The following is a 17423-nucleotide window of genomic DNA, read 5'->3' as shown; positions in this document are numbered from 1 at the left end:
TTCACCAATCCAACATCAAAAGATTAGTGTTCAGCGTATGAAAAAACTATGTTAGTGTAAAAACTATGTTAGTTTAAAAATGCGCGGCATAAGACTACAAAAAAGTGGTCACTATCCACGCAGCCAAAGATGACTGCAAGATAGTGACCACTAACATATTGAGTAAATAATAATTACTCTTTAACCATAAGGCTACGAGCAATGTAAACTACTAAGCCAATAAAGGCTACAATAGCGCCCATCATAAGCAAGTTAGAATAGCCTGCACCTAAGCCTTGGATTCCAGCAAAAGAGAATCCTTTTAGCAAGTTTCCGCCAAAGAATCCGCTGAAAATGGAAATACCGATTGATGCTGTAACATTCATAACTAAATCGTTCATACCGCATCCACGACCCGATTCTTCAACAGGCAATGCGCTAAGAACCGTTGAAACGATTGGCGAATACATAAGTCCGCAACCAGCGTAGTAGACGCATGCGCACAAAGTTAGAACAAGGAATCCGCAATTTATGAATACAGCAGCTCCAACCCATCCAAGAATCATAAGAACAGCAGCTATAATAATGCCAGCTTTACGTCCAATGAAACCGATAATTGTTCCAGAGCATGTTCCAAACACTGCTGCTACAACGAATGCCCATACAAGGTAGGAAGAAACTGCCTCAGTGCTCATATGATACAAAGCTCCACCAATAACATTGTAAATTGGAGGCATGCAATAGTTAGTAAAGTAGAAGATGAAGATCAAAATAATGCCCGAAAGCCAACGCTTATTCTTAAAGAATGCAGGAGTTACAAACGGGTTCTTTGCCTTCATAATGTATCCAGCAAACACAACAAACAGCACGATGGATCCAAGCAACAATCCCCATGCCTTGTACGAGAAGAACAAAGTCAGCAATGCAACAGCAATACCAAACACTGTAAAGCCAAGCTTATCTATCTTTCCACCAATACCGTTCTTTGTAGGCAAGAACTTAACAAGAACTGGCAAGAACAGAATAGTAATTGCAGGAATCAAGAACAAATACTGCCAAGCAATAGAGCTAAGAGCACCAGCAGCAAAAACGCCAATAGAAGCAGAAAGCTGATAAGCAGCAGTAAAGAGTCCAAAGAAAATTACCTTAAGATCGTTGCGCAAATACTTAGTTGCAATAACAAGGAAGGAAGAACCTGCTACTTGCTCGCCAGCGGTTTGTAAAATACGCGCAATAATAACAGTCCACAAGTTTGGAGTGAAGAAGAAGTTTGCAATAAAACCAAACAACGATCCAACAAACAGTGTTACAAGTCCGATTGTTATGAGTCTACGAAGCGACACAAAGTCACCCAAAGAGCCGTAAATAAAGCACACAATGCCTAAAACAATAATTGGCAAACTCGTAATAAGAGAAGCTTGATCAGGAGCGCCAACAGCTTTACCAATCTGATCGAATACCAGATTAAATCCTTGCAAACACAATGTTCCAAGAATAAAAGTTATAAGAAGTAAAATTAGCGAGTAAATCGCCACTTTGTCGCGGGTTTTTGGATCCTCATATGGGTCTACCGCGCTAGATTTTGCAATCTCAGTCATAATAATCCAATCAATTAATATTTTTAGTTTCTACATTGGCAAATAAGGCACGTCGTATATTGCGGAAAATGTTGCGATTTACGGCGTGTCTAACAACAAAAAGCGGAGTTAAAACTCGTAAAATCCACACTCAGCCAGCGATTTTTACCAAGCCAGAAATACGCGTCATAAACTCGTTCAAGAATCGTGGAACATCAACACCAACAGCAACTTGCATTGTCTTAACAGGGTCATTCAGGCGCGTAACATCACCAATTGTGCGTCCACGAGTTGGGCCTTCAACATCAACTTGCATATTGATTGGAAGCGTTGTAACAAGTGTTGGATCCACAGCTACAGCCACTGCCAAAGGATCATGCAAACCGCATCCGCCAAGGTGTGGAGCTGTTGTCTCATATGCCTTAATGTAAAAGTCAGTCATATCTGCAAGGAACTTGCCAGCCTTTGTACCAAGGTCACGCCACTGCTTTGTCTCCTTGTAGGTAAGCAAAGTCTGTAAAGTAACATCCAAACCAATCATTGTTACTGGAGCACCAGAGCGGAATAGTACATCTGCAGCATCTGGGTCTTGAGATATATTCGCTTCGGTCCAAGCGTTTACGTTTCCATGAATGGTAAGCGCTCCGCCCATAAGAACAATCTTTCCGATTTCGTCCTTGATTTCTGGAGCTTTCTTCAATGCAGCAGCAATATTTGTCATTGGTCCTGTTGGAACATACACCAAGTCCTTGCCATATTTCTTTACAGAATCGATAATAAAATCAACAGCTGATTCATCTTCTGCTTTGCGCGCAGAATCTGGAATCTCAACATCGCCAATTCCGTTATCTCCATGAATAAATGCAGAAATTGGAAGAACTTCAAAAGAATCTTTTTTGCTTGCGTGCGAAAGTCCCTTATAAACTTTTACTTCGGGATGCCCAAGTAAGTCTGTGATTGCAAGCGCGTTACGAACACCTTGCTCCATTAAAACGTTGCCATACGTGCCAGTTATGCCAATAAGCTCCATTTCTGGGCTTCCAAGAGCATAAGATATAGCGAGAGTATCGTCAACACCAGTATCAAGATCAAGAATCAGCTTCTTCACTTGAGTTACCTCCCTTTGTGTATTTGGCATGATTTTACAGTCGTTGTAAATCATGGATTGCGCGAATATTTTCAAAATTATTCAAATGCAACCAAGCAAAAATTCTATTATCATAATTTTGAAAATCAACATTACAATTGGATAATTTTAGATATATCATTGTTTCTTTATTGTGCAATAGTTTGCGATTTTTGTTATAAAATGTTTCAATCTTCAACAAAAGTTAAATTAAATAAACAAACGTTTAAATTATGCTTAGAAACTAGCATTCAAACATAAACATTCAGATATAACAATATGAAAAAATTTTGCGAAAAATGTTAAAAAATAATCAAAGAAAAACCTAAAAATAAATCGCGCGACACGCCACCACAGCACATCGCGCGATTTTAATAGTCAACACAAACTAAATTCGCAAATACGTTGCAAAAACCTACAGTCTAGGCAAGTATTTCTCTAGCTCGTAAGGGGTTACTTGGCGACGATACTCTTCCCACTCTTTGTGCTTATTGCGCAAGAAGTATTCAAACGCATGCTCGCCGAGTACGCTAGCCACAAAATCAGACTTCTCCATAATCTTCAAAGCTTCATCCAAAGACTCAGGAAGAGGCTGAATGCCCATAGCTTGACGTTCAGCATCCGTAAGCTCCCAAACGTCGTCGCTAGTAGGATCGCACAAAGTCATTTGCTTTTCAATGCCATCTAAGCCAGCAGCCAACAAAACAGAGTATGCAAGATACGGATTCGCAACAGGGTCGAGCGCGCGAAACTCCATTCTGCAAGAATTACCTTTGCCAGGCTTATATTGCGGCACACGCAAAAGCGCAGAACGGTTGCTATGACCCCAGCAAACATAGCTAGGAGCTTCCGCCCCACCCCACAAGCGCTTGTAAGAATTAACGTATTGATCTGTAACAGCGCAAATTTCTGCAGCATGATGCAAAATACCAGCCGCAAATTGGCGAGCAATAAGCGACATATTAAACTCTTGGCCAGCCTCATAGAAAGCGTTTGAATCTCCTTCAAACAGGCTTAAATGCGTGTGCATACCAGAACCAGGCTGGTCGGTTAGCGGCTTAGGCATAAAGCTCGCATACATTCCGCGCTCAAGAGAAATCTCCTTAACAACAGTGCGGAAAGTCATAATGTTATCTGCAGTAGTAAGAGCGTCTGCATATCTTAAGTCAATCTCGTTTTGACCAGGACCGCCTTCGTGATGAGAATACTCAACAGAAATACCCATCTGTTCAAGCATGCTCACAGCACTACGACGAAAGTCCATTGCCGAACTTCTTGGAACGTGGTCAAAATACCCACCTTCATCAATAGGAACAGGTGTTTTAGACCAATCGTCTTGCGCTTCAAATAAGTAAAACTCAATTTCTGGATGAACGTAAAAAGTAAAGCCTTTTTCTTTAGCTTTTGCGAGCGCAGTTTTAAGAACGTGACGCGGATCTCCAAGAGATGGCTCCCCATCTGGCGTTAAAACGTCACAAAACATGCGCGCCGTGCCTTCTGGACCGCCATGCCATGGCAAAAGTTGGAAAGTCGAAGGATCTGGCTTAACAATCATGTCGTCTTCTAAAACGCGAGTCATACCTTCAATCGCAGAACCATCGAAGCCAATACCCTCTTCAAATGCAGCTTCAAGCTCTGCTGGAGCAATAGCAACCGATTTAAGCGTTCCAAGAACATCCGTGAACCATAGTCGAATAAAACGAACGTCACGCTCTTCAACTGTACGCAAAGCGAATTCTTGCTGTCTATCCATATCTACAGTCCAATCAATTTAAGTGTGTAACTATGTGTTTTTCTCTCATACTCTTTAACTAATATTTAAGAGACTAATTATTATATTATCTCTTACTTTTCGCTTTTATTTAGCTTTATGAGCATGAATTTACTTATTTTTAATGTAACAATCTAATAGCAATCTAGTAGCAATCTATTTAACATAGACTACATCTTTTTGCCATATTTATAAAAAATCTCTTTGGCTTGATCATCGCTTAAATCATCTGTACTTGTAACTTCAATCCCAGATTCTTTAAGATCTTTAACACTTGAGTAACAAATCATAAGATCTTCAACACATCTAGCAGCCATTGCAAGAATCATAGGAGGAACAACGTCTAAAACGCCTCGATTGTATTCATAAACTTTTGCATCAATCTTATTAGCGCGATTTACCATTAGAACAGCAGGCATTCCACGAAAATAGTCGGTAAATTTTTTAACTGATTTTTCTGGATTGTCTTCGTCTAAATCACGTAAAACTGCGACTCCACCATTTTCGTCGTTAAAACAATCCGCATTAACTCCAGCCATTTTGCAAAAAGATGCAAGAAGCTCTCCTGGCTCTATAGCTGTTAAGAACAGCGCGCACTTTGCCTTTTTTCCAAGCAAACCTTGCAAATCTTCTTCAAAATCCGCTTGCTCAATCTTTTTTACAGCATCATCGATTGAATCACGATTTTGCTCTTCGCTAAACTCTTTTTCAAAACCAAGCAACGCGTCTTCCAGCTCTTTATCGGTAAAAGAAGTACGAACATCGTTAGAATCATTAGAACCAACGCCATTATTGCCATTAACGCCATTATTATTATCGCTAACGTTATTGTTTTTACTCAAATCGTCGTTATCTTTACACATATCTTTTACCTTCTAAATTAAAAAGCCTTGCTTTACTTGTTTTTACTTATCTTCACTTATCTTTACTTATAACTATCACTTCTTAAAACGCTTAAAATCACTCTAAATCACTCTAAGAATATTCTACGCGATTAGCTTATTTTAGGCGCTTATTTTAAGCACTTGGCAAGCAAGCTGGGCCAAACAATATTTTTAGCTCTGCAAAAAGTGACGTATCTCGCTTGACTCTAAATCTATCTCCAAAAGATAAGACTTTTGCGCACCCCTTAGAGTCAATCAAAGCAAGATTTACTTCACAACAACCGGGATGCCTTGTAACAATGTTTTCAAGCTCTTTTATACGAGACTTTTCTAGCGCTTGCAAAGGCAAAACAATAGTTACAGGTTGAGCGTCTTCTGCCTCTAAGCTTGGAACTTCAAAATCCGTAGCTCTTAAAGAAACAGTTTCGTCTCGAACTTCTACCTGGCCCCTAATTCGCACAACTTGATCAATCGCAAGTTCTGCAGCAGAAGACTCGTAAACTTTGCCAAAGAACATGCATTGTATTGAGCTTTCCATGTCTTCAATAGTTACAATCGCCCAAGCATTACCTTTTTTAGACACTCGCCTATCTACGCTAGTAACAAGTCCTGCAAGAGTTACTTGTTGATTTTCGCTCATAGTTCTAGCACGGTTTAGAAGCTGCGCAATCGACATTTCTCTAAGACCAGCCAAAACAGCAGAAAGTCCACTCAAAGGGTGATCCGAAACATAAAGTCCAAGCATTTCTCGCTCAAAGTTTAGCTTCGTTTTTTTATCCCACTCTTCAACATCTGGAATATTGATTTGTGCATCTCCAAGCTCATTACTTGAATCATCCAAATCGGCAAAAAGGTCAAATTGGCCACCTGCCTGCTTTCGCTTAATAGAAATAACTGAGTCAATTAGTGGATTATAAACTTCAAAAAGTGCTCGCCTACAAGTGCTAATTGAGTCAAAAGCACCAGATTTAATAAGCGATTCAACAAGTCTGCGATTCAGAGATTCAAACGATACGCGATTTACAAAATCCTTAAAATCAACGAATTTTCCGCGCTCGCTTTCCCTCTCGCTAATAATATCGTTAACTGCTTTATCTCCAACGTTTCGTACAGCTCCAAGGCCAAAGCGCACAACATCTCCAACTGCTGAATATTCAAGAACCGACTCATTAATATCTGGTTGCAAAACGCGAATACCCATGCGCCTTGCTTCGCCTAAGTAGAGTGCTGTCTTATCTTTATTAGTGCGCTCGTTTTGAAGCAATGCAGCCATAAATTCCACAGGATAATGCGTTTTTAAGTAAGCAGTCCAATAAGAAATCAAACCGTATGCAGCCGAGTGAGCCTTATTAAACGCGTAACCCGAGAATGGAACCAGAACATCCCAAACAGCTTGGGCAGCTTCTTCTGAATAACCATGTTCCTTCATGCCTTTAAAGAACGGTATTTTCTCTTTAGCTAGCACTTCTGGCTTCTTTTTACCCATGGCTCTACGCAAAACATCTGCCTTGCCAAGGCTGTATCCAGCTAAAATACGAGCAGCCGACTGCACCTGCTCTTGGTACACAATCAAACCATAAGTTTCTCCAAGAACATCTTTTAGTGGCTCCGCAACCTCTGGATGAATAGGCGTAATATCTTGCAAACCGTTCTTACGCTTAGCATAATTGGTGTGCGAATCCATATCCATAGGACCTGGTCTGTAAAGCGCAATCAAAGCAGAAATATCGTTAAAGTTATCTGGTTTTAGAGTGCGAAGAAGCGCACGCATACCGTCGGAATCAAGCTGGAAAACGCCTAAAGTATCTCCTCTTGCAAGAAGCTGATATGTTTCTTTATCGTCAAGCGGAATTTTAGTATAGTCAATAGGCTCTTTTCCATTATTTTCAACGTTTTTAAGAGTATCTCTAATAACTGTTAAATTAGAAAGACCCAAAAAATCCATCTTAACTAAGCCAAGCGTTTCGCAAGTGTGATACTCAAAGGTAGTTGTAATCGTGCCATCAGTGCGCTCCAACAGAGGAGATGTATCTGTAATAGGCTCCGAACCCATAATCGTTGCACAAGCATGTACACCCGTTTGGCGAATCAGACCCTCAATACCCTTTGCTTCTTCTGTAATTCGCTTTGTATCTGGGTCGCTATCATACATCTCGCGAAACTCGCGAGCTTCCGCATAACGCTTTGACTTTTCGTCAAAAATATCGTGGAAACTCATATCTTTGCCGTTTTTTGGAGGCGGCAAAATCTTTGTAATTTTTTCTCCAACAGAAAACTCATAGCCCATTATTCGAGCAGAATCTTTAAGTGCTTGTTTTGTTTTAATTGTGCCATAAATCACGCATTGCGCTACTTTGTCTTTTCCATATTTTTCGCCAACGTATTCCAAAACTTTGGCTCTACCTTCTGGGTCAAAGTCAACGTCAATATCTGGCAAAGATACGCGCTCTGGGTTTAAGAATCGTTCAAAAATCAAGCCATGCTTCATTGGATCTAGTTCTGTAATGCCCATTGCATACGCAACCATTGCGCCTGCTGCACTTCCTCGGCCAGGTCCAACCATAACGCCATGCTCTTTTGCCCAATTAATATAGTCTGCAACAACTAAAAAGTAGCCACAAAATTGCATTTGGCATATAACGCCGCACTCGTAGTCTGCTTGTTTTAAGACTTCAATAGGAACGTTATTGTTATATCTGCGCTCTAATCCTTCTTCGACTTTTTTAAGAAATAGCGAAGTCTCATCCCAACCTTTAGGGCAGTCAAATTGCGGCATAAAAGCGCCATCTTCGCCGTCATCAAACATAACATTGCATCGGCGAGCAATCTCAAGAGTATTATCGCAAGCTTCTGGGAACTCCTTAAAAAGCTCACGCATTTGCTCAGCAGACTTCAAATAATAGCCAGAACCGTCAAACTTAAAACGATCTGGATCATCTAAGCGAGATCCAGAATTAATACAAAGCATTGCATCTTGCGCTTCGCGATCTTCTTCGTGCACATAGTGCAAATCGTTTGTAGCAAGAAGTGGAGCATTCAACTTTTTAGCAATCTCGAGCAAATCTTTTGTAACGCGTGTTTCAATAGAAAGCCCGTGATTCATAAGCTCAATAAAGAAATTATCTCGACCAAAAATATCTTGGAACTCACCTGCAGCGCGTAAAGCCTCATCAAATTGACCCAAACGAAGACGCGTTTGAATAATTCCAGATGGGCATCCAGAAGACGCTATAACGCCTTTAGAATACGTTGAAAGCACATCTTTATCCATTCGAGGATATCGCATAACGCGACCTTCCAAATTGGCTATAGACGATGCTTTAAGTAAATTTGTTAAGCCTTCATCATCTTCGGCCCACATTGTCATGTGAGTAATCAAACCACCGCCAGAAACATCGTCGCTTCTTTGCGCTTCCGTTCCCCAATGAACTCGGCTTTTGTCTTGTCTGGCTATTTCTGGAGTCACATAAGCTTCGATTCCAATAATCGGCTTAATCCCAGCTTTTACAGCCGTGCTCCACATCTCGTATGCTCCATGCATATTGCCGTGGTCTGTAATCGCAATAGCTGGCATACCCAATTCTTTTGCACTCGCAACTAGGTCTGGTATCTTTGAAGCACCATCCAAAAGCGAATAATGCGTGTGATTATGCAAATGTACGAAGTTTGTTTCTGGCCTAGTCATGCTTGCTATTTTATAGATGCAATATGACCTGCTTTGCTAAATATGCTCGCTTTTATAGTTGCCGCACGGCTTGTAAAGCGTGTTGCAAATCTAGCGGATACTCCGATTCAAGCTTAACTAATTTTCCTGTTCTAGGATGCTTAAATTCTAGCTTAGTTGAGTGAAGCCATTGGCGTTGTAACTCTAGTTTTTCCGCGAGTTTTGGGTTTGCTCCATACATTTTATCCGCCACTAACGGATGGCCAATCGAAGAAAAATGCACGCGTATTTGGTGAGTTCTACCCGTCTCTAAATTTACGCTAACTAAAGTTGCAATTCCAAAGCGCTCCAAAACATCCCAATGTGTTACAGCTGGCTTGCCATTTTTTGTTACAGTAAACCTAAAATCAGATACTTTCGACCTTCCAATCGGAGCTTCAATAGTCGCTTTGTTTTGCTCCAAATTTCCTTGCACTAATGCCGTATAAGTTTTTGAAACACTATGACTAGCAAATTGCTGCTTCATCTTTTCGTAAGCAAAATCCGTTTTGCAAACGAGCATAAGGCCGCTTGTTCCAACGTCTAACCTGCTTACGATTCCTTTGCGTGATTCGTCGCAAAGCGTTGTGTTTATTCTAATCCCAGCAGCTTCTAGGCTTTCTGGAACAGTAGGCCCGTTCCACCCTTTTGCTGCGTGAGACGCCATTGCAACAGGCTTGTTTATTACTACAACATCGTCATCGTTGTATACGATTTCTAAATCGCACATAGCGGGCTGGCTTTGAAGATTACTGGAAGAATCGCAAGCACTAGCACAATCACAATCACAATCACAAGCACTAACACAATCGTCTTCTTTATTTACAACAATCACATAAGATTCTTGCAAAATAGACGATTTTTGCGACTTTCTATTTAAGATTTTTGCTTTGCCACTATCGATTAGCGATATTGCGTTTGCACGCGATACTCCCATAAGCTTCGACAAGCACACGTCGAATCTGCATCCGGCAAATTGACTCGTAACAGTAAAACGAATATCACTCATCAGCGCGCTCTATAAGAGGAATCCCAATCAAAATAAGGCATATAACTGCGATTCCTGCAAACATAAGCTCAATATCTGCCACATTTCCAACGGACCATCCGTAGTTTATAAAATCTACGACTTTTCCGTTCAAAAATCCTTGAGCATATTGCGCTCTATCAATAAGATTTCCAAAAGCTCCAGCAAAAGCTAAAGCAAGCGCAATAGTCCAATATAAGGATTTTGTGTGCTTAATAACCGCAATCATAGCAGCGCACGCAGCGCACGCTAACACGCTAATAACCCAAGTAAAAGAAGATCCTAAGCCAAAAGATGCTCCAGGATTCCTAACAAGAGTAAAAGAGAGCAAGTGTGGAAGAATCTCAATGTTTTTTCCGCCACTAAGCGCTGCTAATGCCCAAACTTTGGTTATGCGGTCTAGAACCACGCCAATAAAAGCAATCAGTGCAAAAACGGCTGCGCGATTACGCAGCCGTTCTACACGCACATAACTATGCGTCAATGTATTTTCCAATCTAAAGGGATTTAGTAAATACTACTAGCAAATTTTAGTAAATACTACTTATCCTGCTTATCTTGATTTTCCATAGATGTATACGTGTTTTCGTCGGAAACTTGAGCAACAAGCTGACCCAAGAAGTCGGTCAAGCGAGTACGATACTCAGTTTCAAACTGCTTAAGGCTTTGAATGTTTCCTTCAATAACCTTAGTTTGCTTCTCGAGATTCTCACGTACTTGTCGAGCATATGCGTCTGCAGAAGTGCGAGTCGTGGAATCGTAATCCGCAGCTCTATGCTGAACTTCTGCTTCGTATTGATCAGCTTGATCGTGAGTTTGCTTGGAGTAGTCATCTGCAGCTTGACGAACCTTGCCAGAGTAAGCGTCTGCCTCGTTGTGAGCGCGAGCCGCATAAGCATCGGCGTCTCCGCGAGTACGCACCGAGTAATCATCCGCATCCCCGCGAGTCTGCTTATTGTATTCATCCGCCTCGGTGCGCGTACGACCAGAGTATTCGTCTGCTTTAGCAACTATATCGTTGTAGCGCGCTTGGCTTTCTTCTACAATCTGCTGAGCCTTTGCCTTGCCCTTGTCTACGTATTGATCATGCAATTGCATTGCAAGAGTCAACATTGCAGTAGCACGCTCTGGCTCCGAACCTTGAGCTTCCGCACCCGCGCCTGCAATCTTTTGCAAGCTACCAGTCTCCGTGCTTGGTTCCATCTTAGAAACCTGCTCGCGAAGCTGTTCTTCTCTCTTATGCGATTCTTCGAGCTGCTTGTTAAGATCTTGAACCTTAGCATTTTCTTGCTGAGTTACAACAAGCTGCTGGCGAACCTCTTCTAACTCACGACCCAAGTTTTCGCTGCTTGCACGGAAGTCATCGCGCTCGCGCGTAACGTTTTCAAGCTCTTCTTGAATCTTCTTATCAGCATCTGCCTTAGCATTATCTGCATTTGCAGCTTGAGCTGTAAGCTGATCTACTTGAGCACCCAATCCATCCAGTTGCTCCTTAAGCTGCTGATTTTGCTCGCTCAATGCACGGTTGTTTTCTTCCGCTTCCTTAAGCTTTGCTGCAAGATCGTTATCACTCTTGCTTGCATTGCTGGATGCTTCTCGCAAATCATTATTTTCTTTAGTTAAAGATTCAACCTGATTTGTTAAGTCTGCAATCTTATTGTTTAAGCTAGCAACATCAGCGCCAAGAGACTGCGTAGAAGCCCCAAGTCCTTGCACGGCCTGCTGACCAAGCGCTTCGATTGTTTCTGTAACCTGATCTAAAAAGTCATCAACTTCGTCAACGTCATAGCCTCCCTTGAATCTAACGATCTGGAAGGTATGCTCGCGAATGTCTTTAGGCGTTAACAGAGCCATAATGCATTACACCTCACTTTTGGGCGCGCAGCCCTTTTGATATATCTCTTCGATGCTATCACGTCCATAGAAAAAATTGTGTAAAAAGCAATTATTTTTTACGAAATCTGCCAATATTTTATTATTCAGACTTATGTTGAGTAAATGTTAAGTAAATAATGCTGATTAAATAACGTGATTAATAGATAATAATACGAATATCATTTAAGAATAGTAGCGATTGCGCGCATATAGTAAACATTCTTAATGTCTTAATAAAAAATCTTAATAAATCATAGATAAAAGCATTTGTAAAACAATTATCAAAAAGTAAACAACCATAAAACTTACGTCTAAACTTATGTTACCAAGCCTTACAGGTGGTATGAATCTACGCGCAAATCTTAAAAGCGGTTCCGTTAAATAATATATAATTTGAGCAAATTTTCTAACAATCGCATTTGGCCTAAACGAATGAAATACGATTGGAATCCAGTCTAAAATTGCGCGAATAAATAGCACTGTTAAATATGCGCTTAGAAAAAGATTAATGATTAATATTAAGCTGTTAAAAATCATAAACTCACTTCCGTAAATAAACTTTCTTAAAACTTTCACAAGTAAACAATCATCACAATAAAAGTTAAGAAGATTTTTGTTATTAGATAATTTTTATTCGATAATTGATATTAGATAATTTAAGGCAGAAATCTCAAAGAGACTCTGCCTTAAATCTAAATAACGCATAAAGCAAATGCTATAGAGCGGTCTTTGCTACTAAGCTTGTATCTTTACGAGAACAATTCTCTAGCAGAACCGCCATTAGGAGCGTCTTCTACCTTTATGTTTACTTGCGAAGGACTTAGAAGAAACACTCTTGGCGTTACTCGCTCAATAGACCCACGAACACCAAACACAACTCCAGCAGAAAAGTCAACAATGCGATACGCAACAGATTCACTAACACCAGTAAGATTCAAAACAACTGGAGTTCCATCTCTTAACGCACGCCCAACTAATTGAGCATCGTCATAAGACTTTGGATGAATCGTTGTAATGCGACTCATGCGGACTGCTCCAGCACGAGAAGAAGTGCCATTACCCAACTGCGATTCTGAATTATGCAGACTTATAGGAGCAACGTTGTGATCGTTGTCAAACGAAGTTTCTTGCGCTTGAGAATCAACGAAGTCATCGTCGTCTTGAACATCACTCATGCCTACGTAAGACATCATGTTCTTCATAAAGCCAGCCATTAAGCTGCCCTCCTATCGCTATGCTTAACGTAGAAAATCAGGAATATCCAATTCGTCTGGTTCATCTTGAGGCTTATCTTTAGAAGCCGATGCTTGGTAATTCTGGCTTGGTGCAACAGAATCAAACATGGAAGAAACAGGATGCGAAGATTCTTCAGCAACAACAGGCTTTGCGGGAGGCGCGACTGGAGTTGTTGACTGAGCTGGGGCAACAGAATCAACTCCTGCTTGCATATCTACAAAAGCACCAGCCTTATCGTCTTCCACCTTAGGGTGGGAATCAAAACCAGCGGCAATAACCGTAACGCGGACTTCGTCTCCGTAAGAATCGTCCAAAGAAAGACCCCAAATAATCTGGGCTTCTGGATGAATCGCCTTGCGAACAAGTTCTGTTGCAGCACTTGCTTCTTGCAACTTCAAATCGCTTGGACCTGCAATGTTAATCAAAGCACCGTGAGCACCTTCAATGCTCTCTTCGAGCAATGGGGAGCTAATAGCAATTTCAGCAGCTTGAGTAGCTCTGTCTTCTCCCTTTGCAGCGCCAATTCCAAACAGCGCGGTTCCAGCACCACGCAAAACGGCGGTAACGTCCGAAAAATCAACATGAATATAAGAATTCATGGTAATCAAATCGGTAATACCTTGCACGCCTGCAAGCAATGCGGTATCTGCCGTCTTAAAAGCTTCAATAATTCCGATAGTTCGATCTGAAATTTCCAACAAACGATCGTTTGGAATAACAATCAAAGCATCGACTTCTTTACGAAGATTTTCAATACCAAGTTTTGCCGATGCAGCACGCTGAGGTCCTTCAAATCCGAAAGGACGCGTAACTACTGCGATTGTTAAAGCACCCTGCTGGTGTGCAGCTCGCGCAACTATTGGGCTTGCACCTGTACCAGTTCCACCGCCCTCGCCGCAAGTTACGAACACCATATCGGCGCCCTTTAATGCTTCTTCAATGTCGGATTGATGATCTTGTGCAGCTTTTGCACCCTTTTCTGGATCAGCACCAGCACCGAGACCACGACTTGAAGCATCAGATAATGAAATCTTTACATCAGCGTCGGAACGCAACAAATCCTTAGCATCAGTGTTGATTGCTACGAATTCTACGTTCTGTAAACCCTCGGTGATCATTCGGTTGACGGCGTTACCACCGGCTCCACCGACGCCGACTACCTTGATTATGGTTTTGTCGTTGAAATTGTCAGTCTGGGCAATCTCGCTCACCGTTGTCTCCTGTCACTCACACGCACGTTTTACGCAATACTTTAGCGCAAAACGCTCGATAATGGCGACGTTTTACAAATAAAAACTTAAAAAATGTCACCGATTCGATAATACACCGTGCTATACGCAAATATTTAAGGCGTTTTACCAACAAAAGTTTGGATCATTAAGCAATAGTTTAGACGACATTTTTAACAGCCGCTAAACCCTAGAAAACTCTAGAAAAACGCTAGTAGCTAGCATCCATCGGGTCATTGCCAAAAAGCTCTTTGCGTTCATCGCTAGTGGTAATTCTTGAATCCAACCAGCCATATGGCAAATGAACTTTTTTAGCAAAACGAACTCGTCCGCGCGGCGTGTCTAAAACCTGCTCAGGAAGCTTAAGCGATAAATCCAATGTATCAATATTGCGTTGAACATCCTCAATAGACTCGCATTCCATAAAGCTTTTGCGAGTTCCTCCTCCAACTGGGAAGCCTTTCAAATACCACGCAACATGCTTTCGCAAGTCATGAACAGCCATTCGCTCGTCACCATCATAAAAGTCAACAAGAAGTTCCAAATGCCTTAAAATCACCTTGCAAACTTCGCCAAGACTTGGATTAACGCGACTATCGCTGCCATTGCAAGCAGAGCGAATATCAGCAAAAATCCAAGGACGCCCCTGGCATCCGCGGCCAATCGCAACGCCTGCACATCCTGTTTCTTTAAACATTGCAAGAGCATCATTAGCTCCCCAAATATCGCCATTACCAAAAACAGGAATATCCAAAGCCTCTACAAGCTCGCTAATACGGCTCCAATCGGAATGACCACCGTAGTATTCCGCAGTTGTACGCGCATGCAAAGTAACAGCCGCACAACCCTCTTCTTGCGCAATATGACCAGCTTGCATAAAAGTCTGGTGGTCTTCGTCAATTCCAACGCGGAATTTAGCTGTAACTGGGATTCCTGCTGGATTACACACGCTTACAACGCGATGCAAAATCTCTTGAAGCAAATCCGTTTTCCAAGGAAGAGCAGATCCGCCACCGCGCCTTGTAACTTTTGGCACTGGGCAGCCAAAGTTTAAGTCAACGTGATCTGCCATATTCTCGTCAACAACAATTCGAGCAGCTTGCTCCACAATTAAAGGATCCACTCCGTAAAGTTGCAAGGAGCGCACTTTTTCGCTAGGCGCAAAACGGCATAAGCGCAAGGCTTTTGGATTTCTTGCCACCAATGCGCGAGCAGTAATCATTTCTGCAACATACAAGCCATCTGGCCCGTATTCTCGGCAAATCACGCGAAAAGGCCAGTTAGTAATACCAGCCATTGGAGATAAAACAACAGGAGTTGCAATATGAATTTTCCCTAAATCCACTGGTTTAATAGAAAAATCCATATTGCTTTAACTCCGTTCACTTTAATATTTTTGCTAGATATATTTTTGCTGGCGATTTTACGCGACTTTTCACTAGCGACTTTTTACTAAATACTTATTAGTACAATCCGCCAGCTTGAGCAATCTTTACAGGCTGCGACTCGTCAACGCCGCTTTCCTTAGAAACATCCACACCGCCGTCTGCAGCACGAGCTCCAACAATCTCTACAGGACCTTGCGGATACTTAACGCGCTTTTCGTTAATGCGGCTTGCTACGTAATCTGCAACCTTGTCTAAGGAAACACGCTCTTGTTGCATAGTGTCGCGCTCGCGGATTGTTACAGCATGATCTTCCAAAGTATCGAAGTCAACTGTTACACACAAAGGAGTACCAATCTCGTCTTCGCGGCGATAGCGGCGACCAATAGCACCAGCCTCATCGTAGTCAATAACCCAATCATGCTGTCGAAGATCCGCAGCCAAATCTTGAGCAACCGATTGCAATTCTGGCTTCTTGCTTAATGGCAAAACAGCAGCCTTAACAGGAGCCAAGCGAGGATCAAGTCTAAGAACCGTACGCTTATCCACTCCACCCTTAGTGTTTGGAGCTTCGTCAACATCGTAAGCATCAACCAAAAATGCCATAAGCGAGCGCGTAAGACCAGCAGCAGGCTCAATAACGTAAGGCACGTACTTTTCGCCAGTAGCCTGATTAAAGTAGCTCAAATCCTCGCCAGAATGCTTAGCGTGAGCAGACAAATCGTAGTCGGTACGGTTTGCAATTCCTTCAAGCTCTCCCCAGTCAGATCCTTGGAAGCCGAATTTGTATTCAATATCTACAGTGCGCTTGGAATAATGGCTTAGCTTCTCTTTAGGATGCTCATACATGCGCAAATTCTCTGGCTTTACGCCCAAATCAACATACCAATTTACGCGCGTATCAATCCAATACTGATGCCAAGCTTCGTCTGTTCCAGGCTCTACGAAGAACTCCATTTCCATCTGCTCAAACTCGCGAGTGCGGAAGATGAAGTTTCCAGGCGTAATCTCGTTACGGAAAGACTTACCAATATTCGCAATGCCAAATGGCGGCTTCTGGCGAGTAGAAGTCATAACGTTCTTAAAATCAACAAAAATACCTTGCGCTGTTTCTGGTCGCAAATAATGCAAGCTGTTTTCGTCTTCTACTGGCCCCAAATGAGTGCGAAGCATCATGTTAAAATCGCGAGGCTCCGTCCAATTTCCGCGAGTTCCGCAATCTGGGCAAGCAATGTCTTTTAAGCCATTTTCTGGCATTTTATCGCCATGCTTTTCGGCATAAGATTCTTCGAGCTTATCTGCACGATGGCGCTTATGGCAATTCAAGCACTCAATAAGAGGGTCGTTAAACACAGAAACGTGACCAGACGCAACCCAAACTTGAGAAGGCAAAATAACAGACGTATCTACGCCAACAACATCGCCACGAGTAGTGACCATATAACGCCACCATTCGCGCTTGATATTATCTTTTAACGCAACGCCCAAAGGGCCATAATCCCACGCGGAGCGAGTTCCGCCGTAAATCTCTCCAGCTGGAAACACAAATCCACGACGCTTAGCCAGCGACACAACTTCATCAAGCTTTGAAACAGCCACAATACACCTTTTTCGTAAATCTAGAAAATTCG

The 17423-nt window shown here is 42.0% G+C and carries 13 protein-coding genes; all 13 read right to left on the bottom strand.

Going from position 1 to position 17423, the window contains the following annotated elements:
* Nucleotides 1–173: 173 nt before the first annotated feature.
* The 13 genes from HXT45_RS02495 to HXT45_RS02435 all read right to left on the bottom strand — a co-directional run bounded on the left by HXT45_RS02495 (nucleotide 174) and on the right by HXT45_RS02435 (nucleotide 17391).
* Nucleotides 174–1577, bottom strand: a complete 1404-nt coding sequence (locus HXT45_RS02495) for an MFS transporter (protein WP_016635694.1) — start codon at nucleotides 1575–1577, stop codon at nucleotides 174–176.
* Nucleotides 1578–1707: 130 nt separating this feature from the next.
* A complete protein-coding gene (locus HXT45_RS02490; protein WP_174191378.1) occupies nucleotides 1708–2664 on the bottom strand; it encodes a nucleoside hydrolase in 957 nt (318 codons plus the stop codon).
* Nucleotides 2665–3097: 433 nt separating this feature from the next.
* On the bottom strand, nucleotides 3098–4435 hold the full coding sequence (gene glnA / locus HXT45_RS02485; protein WP_004132594.1) for a type I glutamate--ammonia ligase: 1338 nt from the start codon (nucleotides 4433–4435) through the stop codon (nucleotides 3098–3100).
* Between the two features lie 188 nt (nucleotides 4436–4623).
* Complete coding sequence (locus HXT45_RS02480; RefSeq protein ID WP_004130326.1) at nucleotides 4624–5316, bottom strand: hypothetical protein; 693 nt, start codon at nucleotides 5314–5316, stop codon at nucleotides 4624–4626.
* Nucleotides 5317–5470: 154 nt separating this feature from the next.
* The gene (gene dnaE, locus HXT45_RS02475; RefSeq protein WP_004130328.1) at nucleotides 5471–9022 is read right to left on the bottom strand and encodes a DNA polymerase III subunit alpha; all 3552 of its coding nucleotides are present in this window, start codon (nucleotides 9020–9022) and stop codon (nucleotides 5471–5473) included.
* 52 nt (nucleotides 9023–9074) lie between these two features.
* On the bottom strand, nucleotides 9075–10049 hold the full coding sequence (locus tag HXT45_RS02470) for an RluA family pseudouridine synthase (RefSeq protein WP_004130330.1): 975 nt from the start codon (nucleotides 10047–10049) through the stop codon (nucleotides 9075–9077).
* Nucleotides 10042–10536, bottom strand: coding sequence for a signal peptidase II (locus tag HXT45_RS02465; protein WP_020758213.1), 495 nt, complete (start codon nucleotides 10534–10536; stop codon nucleotides 10042–10044). Before HXT45_RS02465 ends, HXT45_RS02470 begins: the two co-directional genes overlap by 8 nt.
* A 71-nt stretch (nucleotides 10537–10607) precedes the next feature.
* Nucleotides 10608–11921 carry a DivIVA domain-containing protein gene (locus HXT45_RS02460; protein ID WP_004132601.1) on the bottom strand — a complete coding sequence of 438 codons (1314 nt, stop codon included), beginning with the start codon at nucleotides 11919–11921 and terminating at the stop codon, nucleotides 10608–10610.
* A 264-nt stretch (nucleotides 11922–12185) separates the two neighbouring features.
* Nucleotides 12186–12479, bottom strand: a complete 294-nt coding sequence (locus HXT45_RS02455; protein ID WP_004130342.1) for a YggT family protein — start codon at nucleotides 12477–12479, stop codon at nucleotides 12186–12188.
* A 212-nt stretch (nucleotides 12480–12691) separates the two neighbouring features.
* Nucleotides 12692–13156, bottom strand: a complete 465-nt coding sequence (locus HXT45_RS02450) for a cell division protein SepF (protein WP_004130343.1) — start codon at nucleotides 13154–13156, stop codon at nucleotides 12692–12694.
* A gap of 24 nt (nucleotides 13157–13180) precedes the next feature.
* The gene (ftsZ, locus tag HXT45_RS02445) at nucleotides 13181–14389 is read right to left on the bottom strand and encodes a cell division protein FtsZ (RefSeq protein WP_018616189.1); all 1209 of its coding nucleotides are present in this window, start codon (nucleotides 14387–14389) and stop codon (nucleotides 13181–13183) included.
* A gap of 229 nt (nucleotides 14390–14618) precedes the next feature.
* Nucleotides 14619–15773, bottom strand: a complete 1155-nt coding sequence (gene dusB / locus HXT45_RS02440) for a tRNA dihydrouridine synthase DusB (protein ID WP_421782145.1) — start codon at nucleotides 15771–15773, stop codon at nucleotides 14619–14621.
* 97 nt (nucleotides 15774–15870) lie between these two features.
* Entirely contained in the window at nucleotides 15871–17391 is a 1521-nt protein-coding gene (locus tag HXT45_RS02435) for a glycine--tRNA ligase (protein ID WP_004130346.1), read from the bottom strand.
* Between the last annotated feature and the right edge of the window lie 32 nt (nucleotides 17392–17423).

Origin of the sequence: Gardnerella sp. DNF01199S (assembly GCF_049244155.1) — a bacterium.
GTDB lineage: Bacteria > Actinomycetota > Actinomycetes > Actinomycetales > Bifidobacteriaceae > Bifidobacterium > Bifidobacterium piotii.
This window is presented reverse-complemented; position numbering and strand designations above follow the sequence as displayed.

Excerpts from the sequence above, each read along its gene's own strand:
- glnA (WP_004132594.1), bottom strand. The coding sequence starts at position 4,435 with ATGGATAGACAGCAAGAATTCGCTTTGCGTACAGTTGAAGAGCGTGAC.
- HXT45_RS02450 (WP_004130343.1), bottom strand. The coding sequence starts at position 13,156 with ATGGCTGGCTTTATGAAGAACATGATGTCTTACGTAGGCATGAGTGAT.
- HXT45_RS02480 (WP_004130326.1), bottom strand. The coding sequence starts at position 5,316 with ATGTGTAAAGATAACGACGATTTGAGTAAAAACAATAACGTTAGCGAT.
- dnaE (WP_004130328.1), bottom strand. The coding sequence starts at position 9,022 with ATGACTAGGCCAGAAACAAACTTCGTACATTTGCATAATCACACGCAT.
- HXT45_RS02460 (WP_004132601.1), bottom strand. The coding sequence starts at position 11,921 with ATGGCTCTGTTAACGCCTAAAGACATTCGCGAGCATACCTTCCAGATC.
- dusB (WP_421782145.1), bottom strand. The coding sequence starts at position 15,773 with ATGGATTTTTCTATTAAACCAGTGGATTTAGGGAAAATTCATATTGCA.
- HXT45_RS02455 (WP_004130342.1), bottom strand. The coding sequence starts at position 12,479 with ATGATTTTTAACAGCTTAATATTAATCATTAATCTTTTTCTAAGCGCA.
- HXT45_RS02470 (WP_004130330.1), bottom strand. The coding sequence starts at position 10,049 with ATGAGTGATATTCGTTTTACTGTTACGAGTCAATTTGCCGGATGCAGA.
- HXT45_RS02495 (WP_016635694.1), bottom strand. The coding sequence starts at position 1,577 with ATGACTGAGATTGCAAAATCTAGCGCGGTAGACCCATATGAGGATCCA.